We start from the raw sequence: 15,580 nt of genomic DNA, 5'->3' as shown, positions 1-15,580 counted from the left end.
AAATGTGTTTCAGCTGGTGCTAGCCAAGCATGATTCTTCTGGCAGAGACAAAAGGTATCTGACCATTGGCAAAGAGTTTCTTGCAAAATTCATCCAATGGTAGCCCGGAATCTTTGTACAAGCTCGTCATTTCGTACAGTCCGAGTGTGGATATGACACGGCTGGCTGGCGACAGCCGGATACTCTTGAGCCTTTCAAGGGCTTCCTTGGTGGAATACCCGGTGTCTTTCAGTATCGCCATGCATGCTTCCTGATCCAGTTTGCCGACGGCTAACCCGGCGTCGATCATGGCTGAGGCCGCCCGAGACAAGGCTCTCCGATGGTAGGCGAGTCGGTCTTGCTGTGTTTGCAGGTAGCCTAACTCCTCAAGCATGTTTTCCGCAAAGGCGAGCCAGCCATGTGTGAAAAGCGGGTTGGTTATCTGTGCCAGGGGAGAGTCTCCCATGGTCCGTCGCTGACTGTCCAGGAGATGGCGTCCCGGATAGGATTGGCGAGCGACCATAAACACGAACTCCCTCTTGATTCGTTTGAGTCGAGTGGGGTTGTCTCTGAATCCTCGTCCTGTGAATATCAATGGACTGACATAGCACCGGGAAGGTTCCTCTGCCCAGGCACCCAATGCCGGGGCATAGTGAATGGGCCGAAGGGTGGATGCTTGATGCAACGGTTGCGGCTCGATCCGCAATGAACTGTCGGTAAAAACCGAAGGCAGGGCTGTCTCAAAGACAAAAGCCCTGAGTCGATGAATTTCGCGGACAACAATGTCCTGCGCTTCCATGCCATTCTCAGCAGGACCGTCATACTCGGCGAGCGCAGTTTGCCAATCCACGCCAGTGTCGGATTGTATCTTTTGTAGAATTTCAAGCCGTTTGGAGAATTCCTCTTTGGCGAGTTCATAAATTTGGTGGGGAGTTTTGCCTGTCCCCAGAACCTCTGCTGCCATGATGGCGAAGGAGGGGCCTTCCTGATCCGGGATTTCCTGTTGGGTTGCCAGAAAACGATCAAAATCGCGGAGTGCGACCATGCAATCGGCAAGCATACGAGGTCTTTTCCCTACCTTGCCGAGATCACTTTCTCCAAGGGCAGAGAGAGAGCGGGCGCAGTCCCGGACCATGGTCTGGGCAAGTGCACGCTCACTCGTGGAAACTGATTCGATATTCGCTTGAGCCAGTGCAAGGAAAGATGGGACAGCCTTGAGGCGTTTGGTCAGTCGCTTCTCGCGAAGACGCTCTGTTTTGCTTGGCAGGATTGTGGCTTGTTCAAGGCCTATGAAAGCAACCTGGAGATACAAGGCCGGGGATTTCTCCCATGTTCGAATGATATCTAATTCTGCGAGGACACACGAGACGCTGAGACAGAGGGCTTCGCCCACAGATCGTTCCTGAACGGTGCCCGCTCTTGCTGTAGCTTCAGTGAATTCTTTTTGAAAGCGCCTCAGTTTATCGACATGCTTTGCGATCCCCTTGCTTGAGAGGTCATCGTAGCTATCCAGATATTTTGCCGCATCCGAGACAGGGGGCATGAGCTGGAAGACCCCGGATGTACACATCACGGGGAAATTTTTGGCAAGGTAGGAAAAGTATTTCCCCACTAATTTGGTCTGCATTGTTTGAGGCTCGGTAAACGGCGTTACGCTTCTTGTGGCTGTGGTGTCCGCATCAGGCTGTAGACACGAGAAACCAGTTCATTGAGTTCGGCTTTGGAGACCTGATCATCAGCACCAACGGAAATACCCTTGTGGTGCAATGTTTCTGTGATAATTGAAGAGCACAAGACGACGGGCAGTGCTTTTAAGTACGGGTCTTCCTTGATGTAGCGTGTCAGAGTATGGCCGTCCATCGAAGGCATTTCGATGTCAGAAACGACGATGTCCACCATATTCTGTAGGGGGATATCTTTGTCCAGCGATTTGCGCTTGCAGGACTGAAGATAGTTCCAGGCAAGTTCTCCATTTTCCACAGCATGAACATGAAATTCCGCTTTTTCGAGAATTCCCGTGATCATCTTTCGGGCCATGCTTGAGTCATCTGCGACCAGAGCCTTTATCCTGCGCTGTTTGATCTGTTCCTTCATGGCTTCGGCTGGCTCCTGGACAGGAATTGCGTCAGGATTCAGGTCGGCACATATCTTTTCCATGTCCAGAATGAAGATGATGCGATTGGTGAATTTGACCACCCCGGTGATGGAATTGACCGTCAGGGATGAGACATATCCGGTGGGTGCTTCCACCTCGTTCCAGTTGATACGGTGAATACGGGTGACACCTGAAACGAGGAATGCCGATTTGGTTCTATTGAATTCGGTGACGATGACCTTGGGAGCTTCTTTTTCGACTCGGCTTTTATTGAGCCATCCGGCAAGATCGATCAGAGGAATTATTTCCTCCCTGAGATTGAATGCTCCCAGTACCGAAGGATGAGAGACCTCGGGCATATCTGTTAGAGTTGGCATTTGTAAAATTTCCAGTACCTTGGCGACGTTGATGCCATAGAATCCCCGGTAATCGCCGGTGCTTCTTTTTTCATCAAGGTAGAATTCAACAATCTCGAGTTCATTGGTGCCGGACTCGAGCAGAATATTGGTTTCGGACATGATCAACGTCTCCAATGGGGTTCTCATGAAAATTCGGCAGAGCCGGAATCTTGTTCATATACTAAGGGGTTCTGATCTTGCAAGCGTACCAGTGCCAAAATAATACCTATCTTACATATCAGAAAGAGTCGTTCGGGTTGGAGTATTTTTTTATTATGACTTGGAGAGTGGTGAGAGCTGCGTATGGATGGTGCTTGGTTGTTCCATCTCATCGTTCAAAGCTGACTGGAGGCGTCTATAAAGACGACAGCCGGGAGAGTTTTTTGGCTCCACGGCTGCCGGAATCGTGAGACCTTTTTTATCCACGAATTTCAAATTTTTCGTAAACCCTGTCGTAATCAATACTTTTGCAGGAGACGCTCTTGAGGTCAGGGATCGGTGCTTCTTCCTTCAGTTTTTTCTGGAACTGTTCGAATGCTTCTTGTTCACTTTGAATCAGGACTTCAGCCTGATGGTCTCCTATATTGCGAACCCAACCTTTGAGCCCGAGTTGCCGGGCAACATCAAGAGCCCAGGATTGAAAATTACCGCCTGTGACAGAGCCTTCAACAAGGCAAGTGTAGCTTTTCATGGAAATACCTCCGAATAAGTTATCAACAAGCTCTTGATAAAATCAGATTTTAGTGAAGATGTGTCAACTATAAAATCCGGGAGTCATTCAGGCTTTGCCTTGGTGTGGCGGTCATTTCCTAGAGTTGAAGGGAGTGAGAGCGAGAGGCTTTTTCAGTGATACTCAGCAGAAAGCCCCCCGAAATAATTTTCTTTCGGGGGGCTTTCTGCTGAGGCTGGTCGGCTATTGGGCGGTGCTGCACTCGGGCATGCCGGGGTCCGTTCCGTTCTCAACGAGTTTGGCACGATATTCCTTGACCTCGTCCAGATCATTCCAGTTCGCGTACATATCGACCCATTCGTCAAAGGTCAGTTGTTCTTCGTCGAGATGCTGTTCATGCATCTTGAGCCAGACATTGAATATATATAATTCAACCTTGAAAGTGGAATTGTCGAAAACCTGTGGAAGCACGGTTTTCTCATATTTTTGTCCATCCAGCCGGGCAGCCACATAGGAGCAGACATTATCCTGTGAACGCTGGTAGTCGATTACCGCGTTATTCACCATGTCTGCCAGTCGGTGCATCTCCGGGCGGTGTTCCTTGATCCAGGCCAGTGTGGCATCGGGAATCTCTATCCAGAGTTCTTCCCCTTTTTGGACCACGAAATAAAATCTCAACCATTGGTCGAACTGAAATATTTCCAGGGTGTCCTTGATAGCGCTTTTGATGCTGACACTTCTAATCATTATGGTATCCTCCCGGCGATAATTGGCTTTGGAGTGGGAATATGGTCATCCTACAGCTTTGAGTCAAGGAAAAAACGGTCCTATTGGGGCTGGACAAAGGGTTGTGAGTTGGTTTAAGAAGTGCGGCTTGCAAGAAAGAAAAGTCCGACTTGGGCTATAATATTAAGGAGACCAGCATGGCACGTCACAAGAAGCATGAGCGTAAGAAGGAATTGGATCGTAAGCGTCAGCGCCGTAAGAAGGCCATTAAAGCCGCGATCAAGGAAGCCAAAGCCGCCAAGGCTTAAGGCTCTTTTATAACAATCTTTTCGTTGAATTCGGGGGTGGCCTATGCCCATCTATGAATATCAATGCGCGAACTGCCAGTCCATTTTCGAGGAGTGGCAGTCCGGGTTTGAAGACCGAGAAATGGAGTGCCCTGAATGTGGCGGTCCATCAAATCGGCTTATTTCCCATTCCTCTTTTCACCTGAAAGGCGGCGGATGGTACGCTGACGGGTATGGTGGAAAGAAATCCGGGTCCACACCAGGAGAAGCCGCAGAACCAGTGAAAACCGGTGATACGGCTTCCACGGCAAAATCTGACACTGGCGGGGCTGATTCAGCTCCAGCCAAAGCAACTTCCTCGGATACTTCTTCCGCAGGTTCCGCATCGTAGCTGACGCGGAAAAAGGCAGCCACGGCTGCCTTTTTTTATGCTCCATATCATTCATCTACCATAATCATAGAGAGAGGCGGTTATGCTTGAGAGATATTCCCGACCGGCAATGAGAGAACTTTGGACTCTGGAGAATAAATTCAGGGTCTGGCTGGAAGTAGAACTGGCCGTGACAAAAGGTTGGGCTGACATGGGCGAGGTTCCCATGGATGCCTGCGAAGAAATTCATGCAAAGGCGGATTTCGATCTGGATCGTATCCTTGAGATCGAAGAAACCACCAAGCATGATGTTATCGCCTTTTTGACTTCCGTTGAAGAGAAAGTCGGCCCCAGCTCTCGTTACATCCATCTCGGGTGTACATCATCTGATATCGTGGACACCGCCAATGGGGTGTTGCTGACCCGCGCTGCGGATATCATCGCGGAAGGGATCAGCCGTATCCTTGATGTTCTCAAGTCCATGGCCCATGAGCACAAGGGGCTGCTCTGCATGGGACGGACTCACGGCATTCATGCGGAACCCACGACATATGGTCTCAAATTCACAGGATTTTATGCTGAGTTCAAACGGCATCAGGAACGTTTTGAAGCCGCCCGTGAGAATATTCGCGTGGGAAAACTGTCAGGTGCCGTTGGCACCTTTGCCCATCTCAGCCCAGAGCTGGAAGAGCGAGCATGTGCCATCCTCGGTTTGAAGGCCGACCCGCATTCGACCCAGATCATCCAGCGAGATAGGTATGCGCAATTCTTCACTTCCCTGGCTATGCTTGCCGGGGGAATAGAGCGTCTCGGTCTTGAACTCCGGCATTTGCAACGCACGGAAGTGTTGGAAGTCGAGGAAGGGTTTTCCAAAGGACAGAAAGGCTCTTCGGCCATGCCTCATAAAAAGAACCCCATTTCAGCGGAAAACCTGTGCGGTCTGGCCCGGCTTGTTCGTTCCAATTCCGTGGCGGCCATGGAGAACCAGGCCTTGTGGCATGAGCGCGACATTTCCCATTCCTCGGTGGAGCGTATGATCATGCCTGATACCACGGCATTGATTGATTACATGCTGCATCGTCTGTGTGGTGTGCTGGAACGACTTGTGGTCAAGGAAGACAATATTCAGCGTAACCTTATGGGTTCATTTGGCCTTTTTTACTCACAGCGGGTGCTGAACAAGCTCATTGCAACCGGCCTCAGGCGTCAGGCCGCTTATGAAATGGTGCAGAAAGTAGCCATGCGTTGCTGGGAAGGGCGTGTCCAGTTCGAAGACGAAATTCGCAAGGATGCGGAAGTAAATAAACATCTTGCGGCTAACGACCTTGACGAAGCCTTCGACCCCTCGTATTACAAACGGTACGAGGATGTGGTCTTCAGTCGTGTTTTTGAGGGAGAGTATCATGAATGAATTGAAATCGAAGCTTGCCGAGCTCCTGCTTGAACTTTCATATCGTGAAGGTGACTTCACATTGACCTCAGGAAAGAAAAGCGAGTATTATTTCGACTGCAAGCAGACCGCACTTCATGCTGAAGGAAGTTATCTCATTGGCCGTCTTTTTGTTGAAATGCTCAAGGATTTTGACGCCAAAGGCGTTGGGGGTATGACCCTTGGCGCAGACCCTCTGGTCTCCAGTGTGACCGTGGTGTCGCACCTTGAAGGACGCCCCATGCCCGGCTTCATCATAAGGAAGAAGTCCAAGGGGCATGGTACGGATCAGTATCTTGAGGGGCTGGCCAATTTCAAGAGTGGTGATAAGGTCGTCCTGCTGGAGGACGTGTGTACCACCGGTGGCACGCTCATAACGGCGGCCCAACGCGTGCGGGACGCGGGGCTTGAAATTGTGGGTGTGCTGGCTGTGCTGGATCGTGAGGAAGGTGGACGGGAGAAACTCAAAGAGGCCGGATTGGAGCTTAGCTCCATCTTTACCCGTGCTGAATTGTTGTCTGCCGGAGGCAGGGCGTAGCATACGCTGTTCGGGGTATGGATTCCAGGCGCAAGGAGCTGCTTGATTATCTCATGCGTTTACTGATTGTCATTTTGTCTTTTTTCATGAGTGTTGCTCCGGCCTTGGCCGAGGGGTGGACTCCGCTGTTGTCATCCCACAACTACGGTCCCGAACGGATTCTGGCTGTGGACAAAGGCGCTCAGACGCTGATCATGCTGGAACGCAAGTCGCCCCTGCATGAGGTGCGTCGCTTTCCCTGTACCACGGGACAATCCGTGGGTGATAAATTGGTGGAAGGTGATCTGCGAACCCCTGAAGGCGTGTATTTTGTCGGCTATAGAATAAACCGTTCCCTGAACTGGGATCTCTATGGCAATCTTGCATATTCCTTGAACTATCCCAACCCGATAGACCGTATTAACGGAAAGACCGGGAGCGGAATCTGGATTCATGGGCGTGGAAAGACTTTTCTGCCTCGGGATACCAGAGGATGTGTGGCGCTCAAGGTTCCGGACATGAAAAATGTGGCCCAGGAGATTGCCTATGGGACTCCTGTTGTCATTGCTAGCGATGTCGAATGGACACCTGATTCCGGTCAGGATGAAGGGGAAGCTGAAGCCGTGGTTGGTCAGTTGCAGGCGTGGGCCAATGACTGGCAGAATCAAAGTGAAGCTTTTTTTGATCATTACGACCCCGCCCTCATGGTGCTTTCGGAGAATATCGACTTCAAGGGGTTTGTTGCCCATAAGCGTCATGTGTTTGCGGCAAAACCATGGATTCATGTCATGCTTGGCAATATTCGCGCCATTCCCGGCCCTGATTATTGGGTGACTTGGTTTGACCAATATTACCGTACTCCTGGCATGGCTTCCACAACGGGCAAACGGTTTTATTGGAAGAAAGACGCACAAGGGCAATGGCGGATTGTTGGACGTGAATATGTCCCGGCTCGCGAAGATCTCTCAGACAAATACATGGCTGTCAAAACTCCTGAAGCCGTCGCCTTGGTCGAAGCTTGGAAAACTGCATGGTTGAATATGGATGTAGATGCGTATGGCAAGCTTTATGCCGAGAGGGCTGTCCAGGGGGCACGGCGTGGCGCAACCCGTATAATCAATTACAAAAAGACATTGTGGGCAAAGACAGCTCCTGTTAAGGTCGGGATTGACGGGTTGAAGGTTTCCTCGCACCCCAGAGGGCTTCAGGTCGTCTTCGTTCAGACGTTCGAGGATAGTGGCGGGTATTCGGATATCGGTCGCAAGACAATGATTCTGGTCCCGGACGGCGAATCATGGAAGATTGAAAGTGAGCAGTGGAGACGGGGTAGATGAGCGATTCAAAATACAGCGTGCTCTTCATGAGGGACGATCGAGACGTGACCCGGTACCGTGTCAGTCCCTTTTGGCTCAAGATGTTTGTATTCATACAAATATTTCTTTTTATCTGTGCCGCTGGAGGGTTCTACATGGGCGTCCGCGGCTTTAGGATCAACCGAACTCTCCAAGGTGAGAACAAAGCCTTGGAACAACGGCTTGCCGATGCCGAGGTCCGATTGGAGCGCCTCGGCAATATGGAGAAAATCCTCCAATCCTATGATCCTGCCGAATTGCAATCGCTGCTCTCTGCTGCAACCAGTGAAGTCGAGCGAAAGCAGGTGGAGCGGGTCGAGGTGGATCTTAACAAGGTGTTTGTTCGGGTCGATACGCAACAGGTCGGAGTTGAAAATATTCAGGCCCGCATTGCCAAACGCAAGGTCAGTGTCAGTTTCGAGTTGAATAACCTTCAGTCCTCCAAAGCTGTCATCGGAGAGGGGGATATTGATTTTGTCCGCAAGGATGGTTCTCTCGTCGAGGCCAAAGTCAAAAGAAGTGATCTGGGTTTTCAGATTCAGCGATTCAAGCGTATCCAAACGACTTTTTCCCTCCCTGAAGGGTTGGAGCAGAAAGACCTCTTCGGGTTGAGGCTTGAAATCAAGGGGAAGGACGGTGATGTTATCTTTGCCGAGACATATCCTTTCTATCACATCCTTTCTTGATTCATTGACGGACGGTATCGGCCTTTTGGTCGGAAGAGTCGGGCCAGCCTTCCATACGGAACGATCGTATGGATATCTGGTCTTTTTTTGTGCTGTGCATATCACCCTTTCTCGACAGTTGTACCGCTTGGCTGTATAGGAAAGGTCAGGAGTACTTCTATGAGACGCATCCTTTTCCAAATATTGATTTTTTGCTTGGCTATAATGGGCTTGGCTCCATGTGCGAGCGCCGATTCCTGGGAGCAGTCCTTTTTTAATGGTACACAATATCCCCTGAAGGTCGTCTACTTGGAAGGGGATATACCTGGTCCGACAATTATGGTTCAGGGGGGCATCCAGGGGGATGAAACGTCTGGATTTGTTACGGCTCAGTTGCTCACTCAGGCCAAAGTGACTCGTGGCAACCTGATCATTCTGCCCCGAGCCAATGTTCCCTCCATCAATCTGCATAAACGGCAGATCAATGTGGATATGAACCGGCGTTTTGACAGGAATTACAACCGTTTTTACGAAGACAGGGTCGCTCGGGTCATTCGTTTCCTCCTGGCTCAGAGCAGCGCTTTTATCCATCTGCACGAGGGGAGTGGTTTTTACAATCCGACCTATGTTGACAAGCTGCGCAATCCAAAACGGTATGGGCAGTCGATCATTGTCGATACTCTTGTCTACAAGCAGATCGATCTTGCCCATACGGTCAATTCGGTCTTGAATGAACTCAACAGTTCCATCGGAACATCTGATTACCAATTCAAGCTGTTCAATACACGAACCTTTGATAAGGGAACCAGCTATCCGGAGATGCGAAAATCCCTTACCTGCTATGCCTTGGCTGAACATGGTATCCCGGCTATGGCCGTTGAAGTCAGCAAGGATATTCGGCAAATAGGATGGAAGGTACGGCAGCAGTTGACAGCCACGATCATGCTCCTCAATCGTTTCGGTGTGCAGGTTATTCCTCCGAAGTTCAGCAATAAAGATATTAGAGCGTATGCGCGAAAGGGAATCCAGGTTCGTGTGAACGGTCGACTGTTGCAGTCCGATTCCACCATCGACCTTGCTCCAGGGTCCACTCTCGCTGTGGAGCGTGTCTCTGCCGGGGCCAGGGAATTTGCTCCTGAACTCGCGCTTTTTGCATCAGATCGCCCCGGAGTGAATCTGATGCAGGCCAAGCGCATGGCCTTGGAGCCTTTTTCAGAATTGGAATTGCGAAGCGATGGGAAACGAGTGGCACGGACTCGCGTCCATTGGACAGGGAAAATGCCTGCGTCTACCAAGAGCGACAAACCCGTTTTTGTCTGTTGGCTCAATGGCAATCCAATTTTTGTCCGAGACGGTGAGGTACTGCATACCGTTCTGGGGGACCAACTGATTCTGGAAGGTATTTGGGGCAGTCATCGGCAGGAAGTTGTCAATCTCAAGGGTTTTGTGGCTATCCCATGGGCTAATAATGGGCAGGATATGGGCTGGGAGATCATTCTTGATCCCGGGAATTTCCTGTCGAGATATAGTCTCAAATCAGACAGGAAGGGGTCTGTCCGGTACAGGGTCGTCCGCGAAACGCCCGGTGCTCCCAGTGCTTCTTTTTCGATTGATATAGCTCCAAGAACAGTCTTGGCACTGCGCCTTGCCGATAAGCAGGGACAGTCGCTTCTTGTTCCATGGAGTGCCGGTGGCAACTATCATTTGCCGGTTGGTGAATATATTCTTGAAGACGCATGGAGTAATGGTCCTGGTGACAAGCTCATGGCAACAGCCGGGGATATCCCTTTACAGATAGGCAAACCATTCTCTGTAGAATATGCCAAGCCACTCAAACTGACCGTTCGTCAGGCCACGACATTTGGAGATTTGGGGTCCATGACTTTTACGGCAGGCGGGTTAGCACAACGGGAAGATCTGTCGCTCTACTAGATTGAGCCTCAGGTCACTGTGGCGGCTTCCACATGAAGCGTTGGAGCCATGTGGGGGCCTGGAGGACGGACGTGGCAGGGTTCACTGTGGGAGCTTCGTTCTCTTGTGCATTCTTTCTGAGGCTGTCATGGTCAGGCTTCCATTTTCAACTCATCTTCTGCCAAGCCCGTTGCGTTAAGCAGGCTTTTGTTCAAGGCAGCACACTTCTCTGCTCCTTAAGGAGGAGAGTCGGGCTGTCACAATGAATGATGAAGAATGCATCAGGACTTCGAAATGAAGATGTCCTGGTGCATTTTTCGTGAAACGATTTCTACTGATATCAGGAAGGAATTTGATGTATGCTAGCTGGAAAGGACGCCAATTGCGAGAAGTGCGGCTCCGGTAATGCATGTCACCGTGGCAAAAGCGTCGATATCATTGGAAAGCAGTATGGCCCCGAGTATGAGAAGGAAGCAACCACATACCATAGCTATGCGTGGTGAGAGGATGACCTTTCGGGCTATCTTATCGCTTTGCCGAATAAATCGGATGTGGCATTTTTTGCAATGCGTTGCTGTAGATTTGTTGACCGTTCCACATTTGTTACATTTCATGGCAGGAGTCTTAGCAAAAAAGGGAAGACGAGGGTAGTCTGAGAATGGTTTTTTTGAAAAATGAATAAATTGAAGGAATTATCGATTTTATATGCCCGTAAAGTGGTTTTTTTGGACGAGAAAAAAGCCTTCCATCATGGAGATGGAAGGCTTATTTTCGCTGGTGCGCCCGGCACGATTCGAACGTGCGACCTTTCGGTTCGTAGCCGAATGCTCTATCCAGCTGAGCCACGGGCGCGCGGTGGAAGAACTATTTATGCTCAGGGGCTTTTCCCGTCAAGAAGTTTTTTAGGAATTCTTTAATTTTATTTCAAATTTATCGGAAAATCCGTGCATCAATTGTGCATTTTGTCCCTGGATTCGAATTAATTCAACATTGTCGTCTTCTATAAAATCCTTTAATTCAGGATGTTTAATTGGAATAAGATGTTTTATTGCTTCCGCAGTTTGCTGCTTTTTGATTGGAGAGTACACTCCAGCGATGGTGAGTGAAAGATTGTGTTCCCTTCTATCAATATGGATGGCGACATGAGGATTTCTTTTGATATTTTTGCTCTTTTGCGAATTCTTGTGTGAAAGAAAGTAAAACTTCATGGCTGCATGGTCTGCGAAAAACGTCATGAGTGAGGTCCATGGTTCTATTCCATTAGAGGTGGCCAGTATGCAGAACTCCTCGTTGATCACGAGGTCTTCGATGATTTTCATGTTGTCATTGCTCATGGATGGACGGTAGGTCTTCTTTCTGATCATGGCAATTATAACAAGTGGTGTACTTCAGAATTACGGAAGACGAGGTCTTGATGTCTGATATGACTTTGGAGAAGAAAATAGAGGCAACTGAAGCGATTCTGCTCGAAGTTGCAACCTCTGCCGCACCGGGTGCAGTGCAGGTGGCTTGGACCGGTGGCAAGGATTCAACAGTGGTCCTGTTCATATGGCGGGCTGTCATGGCACATGGCGGCCGGGGATCAGTTCGGGCCATTAATTTGGATACTGGGTGTAAGTTCACAGAAATCATCGCTTTTCGAGATAGACTTGCTGTTGAATGGGACGTTGACTTGACTATAGCTCGGCCAAACATTGTTCTGAAAGACTACCCTCTGGCTGTCGATCCTGTGTCATGTTGCCGTGAACTCAAGGTCGAGCCGCTTCAACAGGCAATTCGAGATCAGGCCGCAACCCATCTGCTGACGGGTATCAGACGTGATGAGCACCCCGATCGGGCAGGTCGTAAGGAATTTGAGGTTCGCACTCGACCTGACCATGTCATGGTCAATCCCATTCTTGAGTGGACAGAGATGGATATTTGGGCTTTTCATTCCAGATTTAATCTCCCTTTTTGTGAATTGTATGAAAGGGGATACCGATCGCTCGGTTGTCAGCCTTGTACCACCAAGCCGGGAGAGGGAGCCGAAGAACGTTCGGGGCGAGATCAGGCCAAGGAACGTGTCATGGAGACCCTCACCAGCCTGGGATATTTCTAATGTGAAGTATCGCCTTTTTCAATTTTACGCATTCGGGAAATAGTCCTGACCCGATTTTTTGCACACAAATTCACAAAATTTCCCACCTTTTTATACGGGAATATAACTACAATATTGTCGCTGTTACCTGTTAGTATATAAATACCAAAGACTTGACCTATTGTGTTGATTGATCAAACAATTTTTTACCCCCCCTTGACCTATCCCCATACTTCACCTATTGACCCTTGTTTACTAGGCTAAGGGTTAGGTGCATTCGCACGCTATTTCCGGAAGGAGGTGATCCGGATTTAGAGTGTTCGTTGTACTCGTCTTCAATCATCTGAAACGAGGTCATCATGTCGAATTTGCTTCTGCTTCTCGTTCTTTTGCCGGCGGTTGCAGCAGCTGTCTGTTATTTCGTTCGGTCTCATGCCGTTCGGACACTGACAGTCGTTGCCACTGGCGCAATCCTTGCGGTCGCTTCGCTTGGGTTGCTCGGCCAGGGAACTTTTGAACCGGTTGCGGTCGGTTCATTCCTGGGCATCAGCAGTGATTTTCTGGTTACGATTCTGGATTTCGCATTGCTGGGTGTCATTTTCTATTATGGATATAAGCACAAAAGTGTTTTGATCCAGGCTTTTACGTTGGCTCAGGCCGCGCTGCTCGTGTGGTTCGAGTGTGTTGTTCTCGAACATGCGGATGTCCCTGCTTTGGTGGGAGATAAGCTCTCCCTGATCATGGTGTTGGTTATTTCCGTTATCGGTTCGCTCATCTGTATTTTTGCTCTCCCTTATATGAAAGAGCATGAGGAGCATTTACAACTGAAGAAGTCTCGCCAGCCGCGGTTCTTCTTCTTTCTGGTCCTTTTTCTTGGAGCGATGAACGGCTTGGTCCTCGCCAATAACATCATGTGGCTCTACTTCTTTTTCGAAGTGACCACCCTGTGTTCATTCATGCTTATCGGGCACGATGCAACGCCGGTTGCCGTCAGAAATTCAGTGCGGGCATTGTGGATGAACTCTTTTGGAGGATTGGCCTTTGTCATAGGCACCATGTTGGTCTATGCGCAGGCCGGGACTCTCGATATATCTGCTCTTCTGGCTGCGGGGCCTCAAGGGGCATTGATGGTTACCGGAGTTGGTTTTCTCTGTCTTGCCGGCTTTACCAAAGCTGCCCAGATTCCGTTTCAGAGCTGGCTGCTCGGTGCCATGGTCGCACCGACCCCGGTTTCGGCTTTGCTCCACTCATCGACCATGGTCAAAGCGGGCGTCTATGTAATACTTCGTTTCGCTCCTGCTTTTGCAGGAACACTGCTCTCCGACGGTGTGGCCGTGTGCGGCGCATTTACTTTCATGGCCTGTGCCGCCCTGTCCATCGGCCAGTCCAACGGGAAGAAGATTCTGGCGTATTCCACTGTCTCCAATCTGGGATTGATCATCTGTTGCGCTGGCATCAATACACCGCTCGCCATCACCGCCGCAGTCATGCTGATCATCTTCCACGCCATATCCAAGTCTCTACTCTTCCTGTGCGTCGGGACCATTGAGCAGGCCATCGGATCACGTGATATCGAAGATATGCGAGGTCTCTATGCCAAGCATCCCAGAACCGCGCTGATCACGATCATCGGCATCCTGACCATGCTTCTGCCGCCGTTTGGTGTGCTGATGGGGAAATGGATGGCCCTTGAAGCTGGTGCGTCGAATATCTATGTGATTGTCATGCTGGCCATGGGATCGGCCCTGACTGTGGTTTACTGGGCACGCTGGGGCGGTTCGCTCATGGCGTCCCGCAATGCGGATGCACCGGCAGAGAAACAGGCGACCTTGATTCGACTGCCGCTGACGATACTGTGTGTCGGAGCCGTGGTGCTCTCGCTTGCTTCTCCGTGGATATACAATTCCATGATAGCGCCAATGTTTGATGTTGCTCCGTTTACCATGAGTTTCGGATCACTTGATGCGGCGACCGGTTCATTTGCGGTCGTGCCTTTGTTCATCATTCTGGGTCTGGGATTGCTCTATGCGGTCAAGGCCGCGTCCGGGTTTCGCACGGTCCGGGTCATGCCTCCGTACACTGGCGGGATCAATGCTGCCGAGGACGGAGCCTATGTTGGTCCCATGAATTCTATCGTGCCGTTTGCCGCCAGTAACATGTACATGGGCGAGCTGTTCGCAGAAGGCAAGCTTACTCCGGTCTTCAACGCTCTGGCGGTCGCTTTGATCGTCCTCATGCTGGGAGGGGCTTTATAATGGATACACTTGTTCTCATCATTCTCGGCCTTGTGGCCGGCCCCCTTCTCGGAGGTTTGATCGCAGGTCTTGATCGTCGTATCACCGCGTGGTTTCAGTCCAGGCAGGGACCGCCGATCATGCAGGCCTTTTACGACGTGGCCAAACTCCTGGGCAAGGAAAAGATGGTTGTCAACCAGTGGCAGATCCTGTGCTCATGGGTTTACATGATCGCGGCAGCTGTCTCTGTGGCGCTTTTCTTCGCTCAAGGCGATCTGTTGCTGATCTTCTTCATTCAGGCCATTGGAGCGGTGTTTTTGGTCATGGGAGCCATGGCCGCAAAATCTCCGTACTCCCAAGTCGGGGCACAACGAGAGTTGATGCAGATTCTCGCCTATGAGCCTGTTCTCATTCTGGTCTTTGTCGGTATTTATTTGGTTACCGGCAGTTTTTCCATTGAAGCGGTCTGGAATCTGAATCAGCCTTTACTGGGCAAGATGCCGTTGCTGTACCTGGCTCTTGGGTATGCCTTGACTATCAAGCTGCGCAAGTCTCCCTTTGATTTCTCTACATCCCATCATGGGCATCAGGAGTTGGTTAAGGGGGTTCTTACTGAATATTCAGGGCCATATCTGGCTCTTATCGAGATAGCACATTGGTACGAGACAGTCCTCGTCCTCGGTGTGTGCTCCCTGTTTTGGTCCACCAACGTGATGTGGATGGCCGTCCTGCTGATCGTCACCTACATGCTCGAAATCCTGGTGGACAACACCATGGCCCGAATGACCTGGCGCTGGATGCTCAAGCGTGTCTGGGTGCTCGGCATGGGCATGTCTGTTGTTAACCTTATCTGGCTGTACGCGGGGTAAA

Annotated in this window: 15 protein-coding genes and 1 tRNA gene; 9 read left to right on the top strand and 7 right to left on the bottom strand. The window is 50.3% G+C overall.

Annotated features, from left to right (window positions below; genetic code table 11):
• Window positions 1-19 precede the first annotated feature (19 nt).
• From BN4_RS07590 to BN4_RS07575, 4 genes are all read right to left on the bottom strand, one after another.
• Window positions 20-1,606, bottom strand: coding sequence for a DUF885 family protein (locus BN4_RS07590; RefSeq protein ID WP_015414793.1), 1,587 nt, complete (start codon window positions 1,604-1,606; stop codon window positions 20-22).
• Between the two features lie 23 nt (window positions 1,607-1,629).
• Window positions 1,630-2,592: a chemotaxis protein gene (locus tag BN4_RS07585; RefSeq protein WP_015414792.1), complete on the bottom strand. Its 963-nt coding sequence runs from the start codon at window positions 2,590-2,592 to the stop codon at window positions 1,630-1,632.
• Window positions 2,593-2,890: 298 nt separating this feature from the next.
• Window positions 2,891-3,163 carry an acylphosphatase gene (locus tag BN4_RS07580; protein WP_015414791.1) on the bottom strand — a complete coding sequence of 91 codons (273 nt, stop codon included), beginning with the start codon at window positions 3,161-3,163 and terminating at the stop codon, window positions 2,891-2,893.
• Between the two features lie 222 nt (window positions 3,164-3,385).
• Window positions 3,386-3,889, bottom strand: a complete 504-nt coding sequence (locus tag BN4_RS07575) for a hypothetical protein (RefSeq protein WP_015414790.1) — start codon at window positions 3,887-3,889, stop codon at window positions 3,386-3,388.
• 330 nt (window positions 3,890-4,219) lie between these two features.
• Here BN4_RS07575 and BN4_RS07570 point away from each other — a divergent pair, with 330 nt between their 5' ends.
• The 6 genes from BN4_RS07570 (at window position 4,220) to BN4_RS07545 (ending at window position 10,420) form a co-directional block, all read left to right on the top strand.
• Window positions 4,220-4,546, top strand: coding sequence for an FmdB family zinc ribbon protein (locus BN4_RS07570; RefSeq protein WP_015414788.1), 327 nt, complete (start codon window positions 4,220-4,222; stop codon window positions 4,544-4,546).
• Window positions 4,547-4,628: 82 nt separating this feature from the next.
• Entirely contained in the window at window positions 4,629-5,936 is a 1,308-nt protein-coding gene (gene purB, locus BN4_RS07565; protein WP_015414787.1) for an adenylosuccinate lyase, read from the top strand.
• A complete protein-coding gene (gene pyrE, locus BN4_RS07560; RefSeq protein WP_015414786.1) occupies window positions 5,929-6,492 on the top strand; it encodes an orotate phosphoribosyltransferase in 564 nt (187 codons plus the stop codon). Before purB ends, pyrE begins: the two co-directional genes overlap by 8 nt.
• A 53-nt stretch (window positions 6,493-6,545) precedes the next feature.
• A complete protein-coding gene (locus BN4_RS07555) occupies window positions 6,546-7,805 on the top strand; it encodes a L,D-transpeptidase family protein (protein ID WP_041720813.1) in 1,260 nt (419 codons plus the stop codon).
• Complete coding sequence (locus BN4_RS07550) at window positions 7,802-8,509, top strand: hypothetical protein (RefSeq protein ID WP_015414784.1); 708 nt, start codon at window positions 7,802-7,804, stop codon at window positions 8,507-8,509. Before BN4_RS07555 ends, BN4_RS07550 begins: the two co-directional genes overlap by 4 nt.
• 159 nt (window positions 8,510-8,668) lie before the next feature.
• Complete coding sequence (locus BN4_RS07545) at window positions 8,669-10,420, top strand: M14/M99 family metallopeptidase (RefSeq protein WP_015414783.1); 1,752 nt, start codon at window positions 8,669-8,671, stop codon at window positions 10,418-10,420.
• Between the two features lie 341 nt (window positions 10,421-10,761).
• Here the strand turns inward: BN4_RS07545 and BN4_RS07540 are convergent, their stop codons facing one another.
• The 3 genes from BN4_RS07540 to BN4_RS07530 all read right to left on the bottom strand — a co-directional run bounded on the left by BN4_RS07540 (window position 10,762) and on the right by BN4_RS07530 (window position 11,718).
• The gene (locus tag BN4_RS07540) at window positions 10,762-11,013 is read right to left on the bottom strand and encodes a hypothetical protein (protein WP_041720205.1); all 252 of its coding nucleotides are present in this window, start codon (window positions 11,011-11,013) and stop codon (window positions 10,762-10,764) included.
• Window positions 11,014-11,174: 161 nt separating this feature from the next.
• Window positions 11,175-11,251 (bottom strand) — tRNA-Arg (locus tag BN4_RS07535).
• A 50-nt stretch (window positions 11,252-11,301) separates the two neighbouring features.
• Window positions 11,302-11,718, bottom strand: coding sequence for a pyridoxamine 5'-phosphate oxidase family protein (locus tag BN4_RS07530; RefSeq protein ID WP_231856590.1), 417 nt, complete (start codon window positions 11,716-11,718; stop codon window positions 11,302-11,304).
• 95 nt (window positions 11,719-11,813) lie between these two features.
• On the opposite strand from BN4_RS07530, the gene BN4_RS07525 reads away from it, so the two are divergent.
• The 3 genes from BN4_RS07525 to BN4_RS07515 all read left to right on the top strand — a co-directional run bounded on the left by BN4_RS07525 (window position 11,814) and on the right by BN4_RS07515 (window position 15,579).
• Entirely contained in the window at window positions 11,814-12,497 is a 684-nt protein-coding gene (locus BN4_RS07525) for a phosphoadenosine phosphosulfate reductase family protein (protein WP_015414780.1), read from the top strand.
• 338 nt (window positions 12,498-12,835) lie between these two features.
• Entirely contained in the window at window positions 12,836-14,731 is a 1,896-nt protein-coding gene (locus BN4_RS07520) for an NADH-quinone oxidoreductase subunit 5 family protein (RefSeq protein ID WP_015414779.1), read from the top strand.
• The gene (locus BN4_RS07515) at window positions 14,731-15,579 is read left to right on the top strand and encodes a respiratory chain complex I subunit 1 family protein (protein WP_015414778.1); all 849 of its coding nucleotides are present in this window, start codon (window positions 14,731-14,733) and stop codon (window positions 15,577-15,579) included. The genes BN4_RS07520 and BN4_RS07515 overlap by 1 nt, the downstream gene beginning before the upstream one ends.
• The last annotated feature ends 1 nt before the right edge of the window (window position 15,580 follow it).

The organism is Pseudodesulfovibrio piezophilus C1TLV30, from assembly GCF_000341895.1.
Classification (GTDB): domain Bacteria; phylum Desulfobacterota; class Desulfovibrionia; order Desulfovibrionales; family Desulfovibrionaceae; genus Pseudodesulfovibrio; species Pseudodesulfovibrio piezophilus.
Note: the sequence above shows the minus strand (reverse complement) of the source record. Positions and strands in the feature narration are given on the sequence as shown.

What these genes read in the sequence shown, in the direction of transcription:
- BN4_RS07590 (WP_015414793.1), bottom strand. Translation starts at nt 1,606, where the DNA reads ATGCAGACCAAATTAGTGGGGAAATACTTTTCCTACCTTGCCAAAAAT.
- BN4_RS07585 (WP_015414792.1), bottom strand. Translation starts at nt 2,592, where the DNA reads ATGTCCGAAACCAATATTCTGCTCGAGTCCGGCACCAATGAACTCGAG.
- BN4_RS07580 (WP_015414791.1), bottom strand. Translation starts at nt 3,163, where the DNA reads ATGAAAAGCTACACTTGCCTTGTTGAAGGCTCTGTCACAGGCGGTAAT.
- BN4_RS07575 (WP_015414790.1), bottom strand. Translation starts at nt 3,889, where the DNA reads ATGATTAGAAGTGTCAGCATCAAAAGCGCTATCAAGGACACCCTGGAA.
- BN4_RS07570 (WP_015414788.1), top strand. Translation starts at nt 4,220, where the DNA reads ATGCCCATCTATGAATATCAATGCGCGAACTGCCAGTCCATTTTCGAG.
- purB (WP_015414787.1), top strand. Translation starts at nt 4,629, where the DNA reads ATGCTTGAGAGATATTCCCGACCGGCAATGAGAGAACTTTGGACTCTG.
- pyrE (WP_015414786.1), top strand. Translation starts at nt 5,929, where the DNA reads ATGAATGAATTGAAATCGAAGCTTGCCGAGCTCCTGCTTGAACTTTCA.
- BN4_RS07555 (WP_041720813.1), top strand. Translation starts at nt 6,546, where the DNA reads ATGCGTTTACTGATTGTCATTTTGTCTTTTTTCATGAGTGTTGCTCCG.
- BN4_RS07550 (WP_015414784.1), top strand. Translation starts at nt 7,802, where the DNA reads ATGAGCGATTCAAAATACAGCGTGCTCTTCATGAGGGACGATCGAGAC.
- BN4_RS07545 (WP_015414783.1), top strand. Translation starts at nt 8,669, where the DNA reads ATGAGACGCATCCTTTTCCAAATATTGATTTTTTGCTTGGCTATAATG.
- BN4_RS07540 (WP_041720205.1), bottom strand. Translation starts at nt 11,013, where the DNA reads ATGAAATGTAACAAATGTGGAACGGTCAACAAATCTACAGCAACGCAT.
- BN4_RS07530 (WP_231856590.1), bottom strand. Translation starts at nt 11,718, where the DNA reads ATGAAAATCATCGAAGACCTCGTGATCAACGAGGAGTTCTGCATACTG.
- BN4_RS07525 (WP_015414780.1), top strand. Translation starts at nt 11,814, where the DNA reads ATGTCTGATATGACTTTGGAGAAGAAAATAGAGGCAACTGAAGCGATT.
- BN4_RS07520 (WP_015414779.1), top strand. Translation starts at nt 12,836, where the DNA reads ATGTCGAATTTGCTTCTGCTTCTCGTTCTTTTGCCGGCGGTTGCAGCA.
- BN4_RS07515 (WP_015414778.1), top strand. Translation starts at nt 14,731, where the DNA reads ATGGATACACTTGTTCTCATCATTCTCGGCCTTGTGGCCGGCCCCCTT.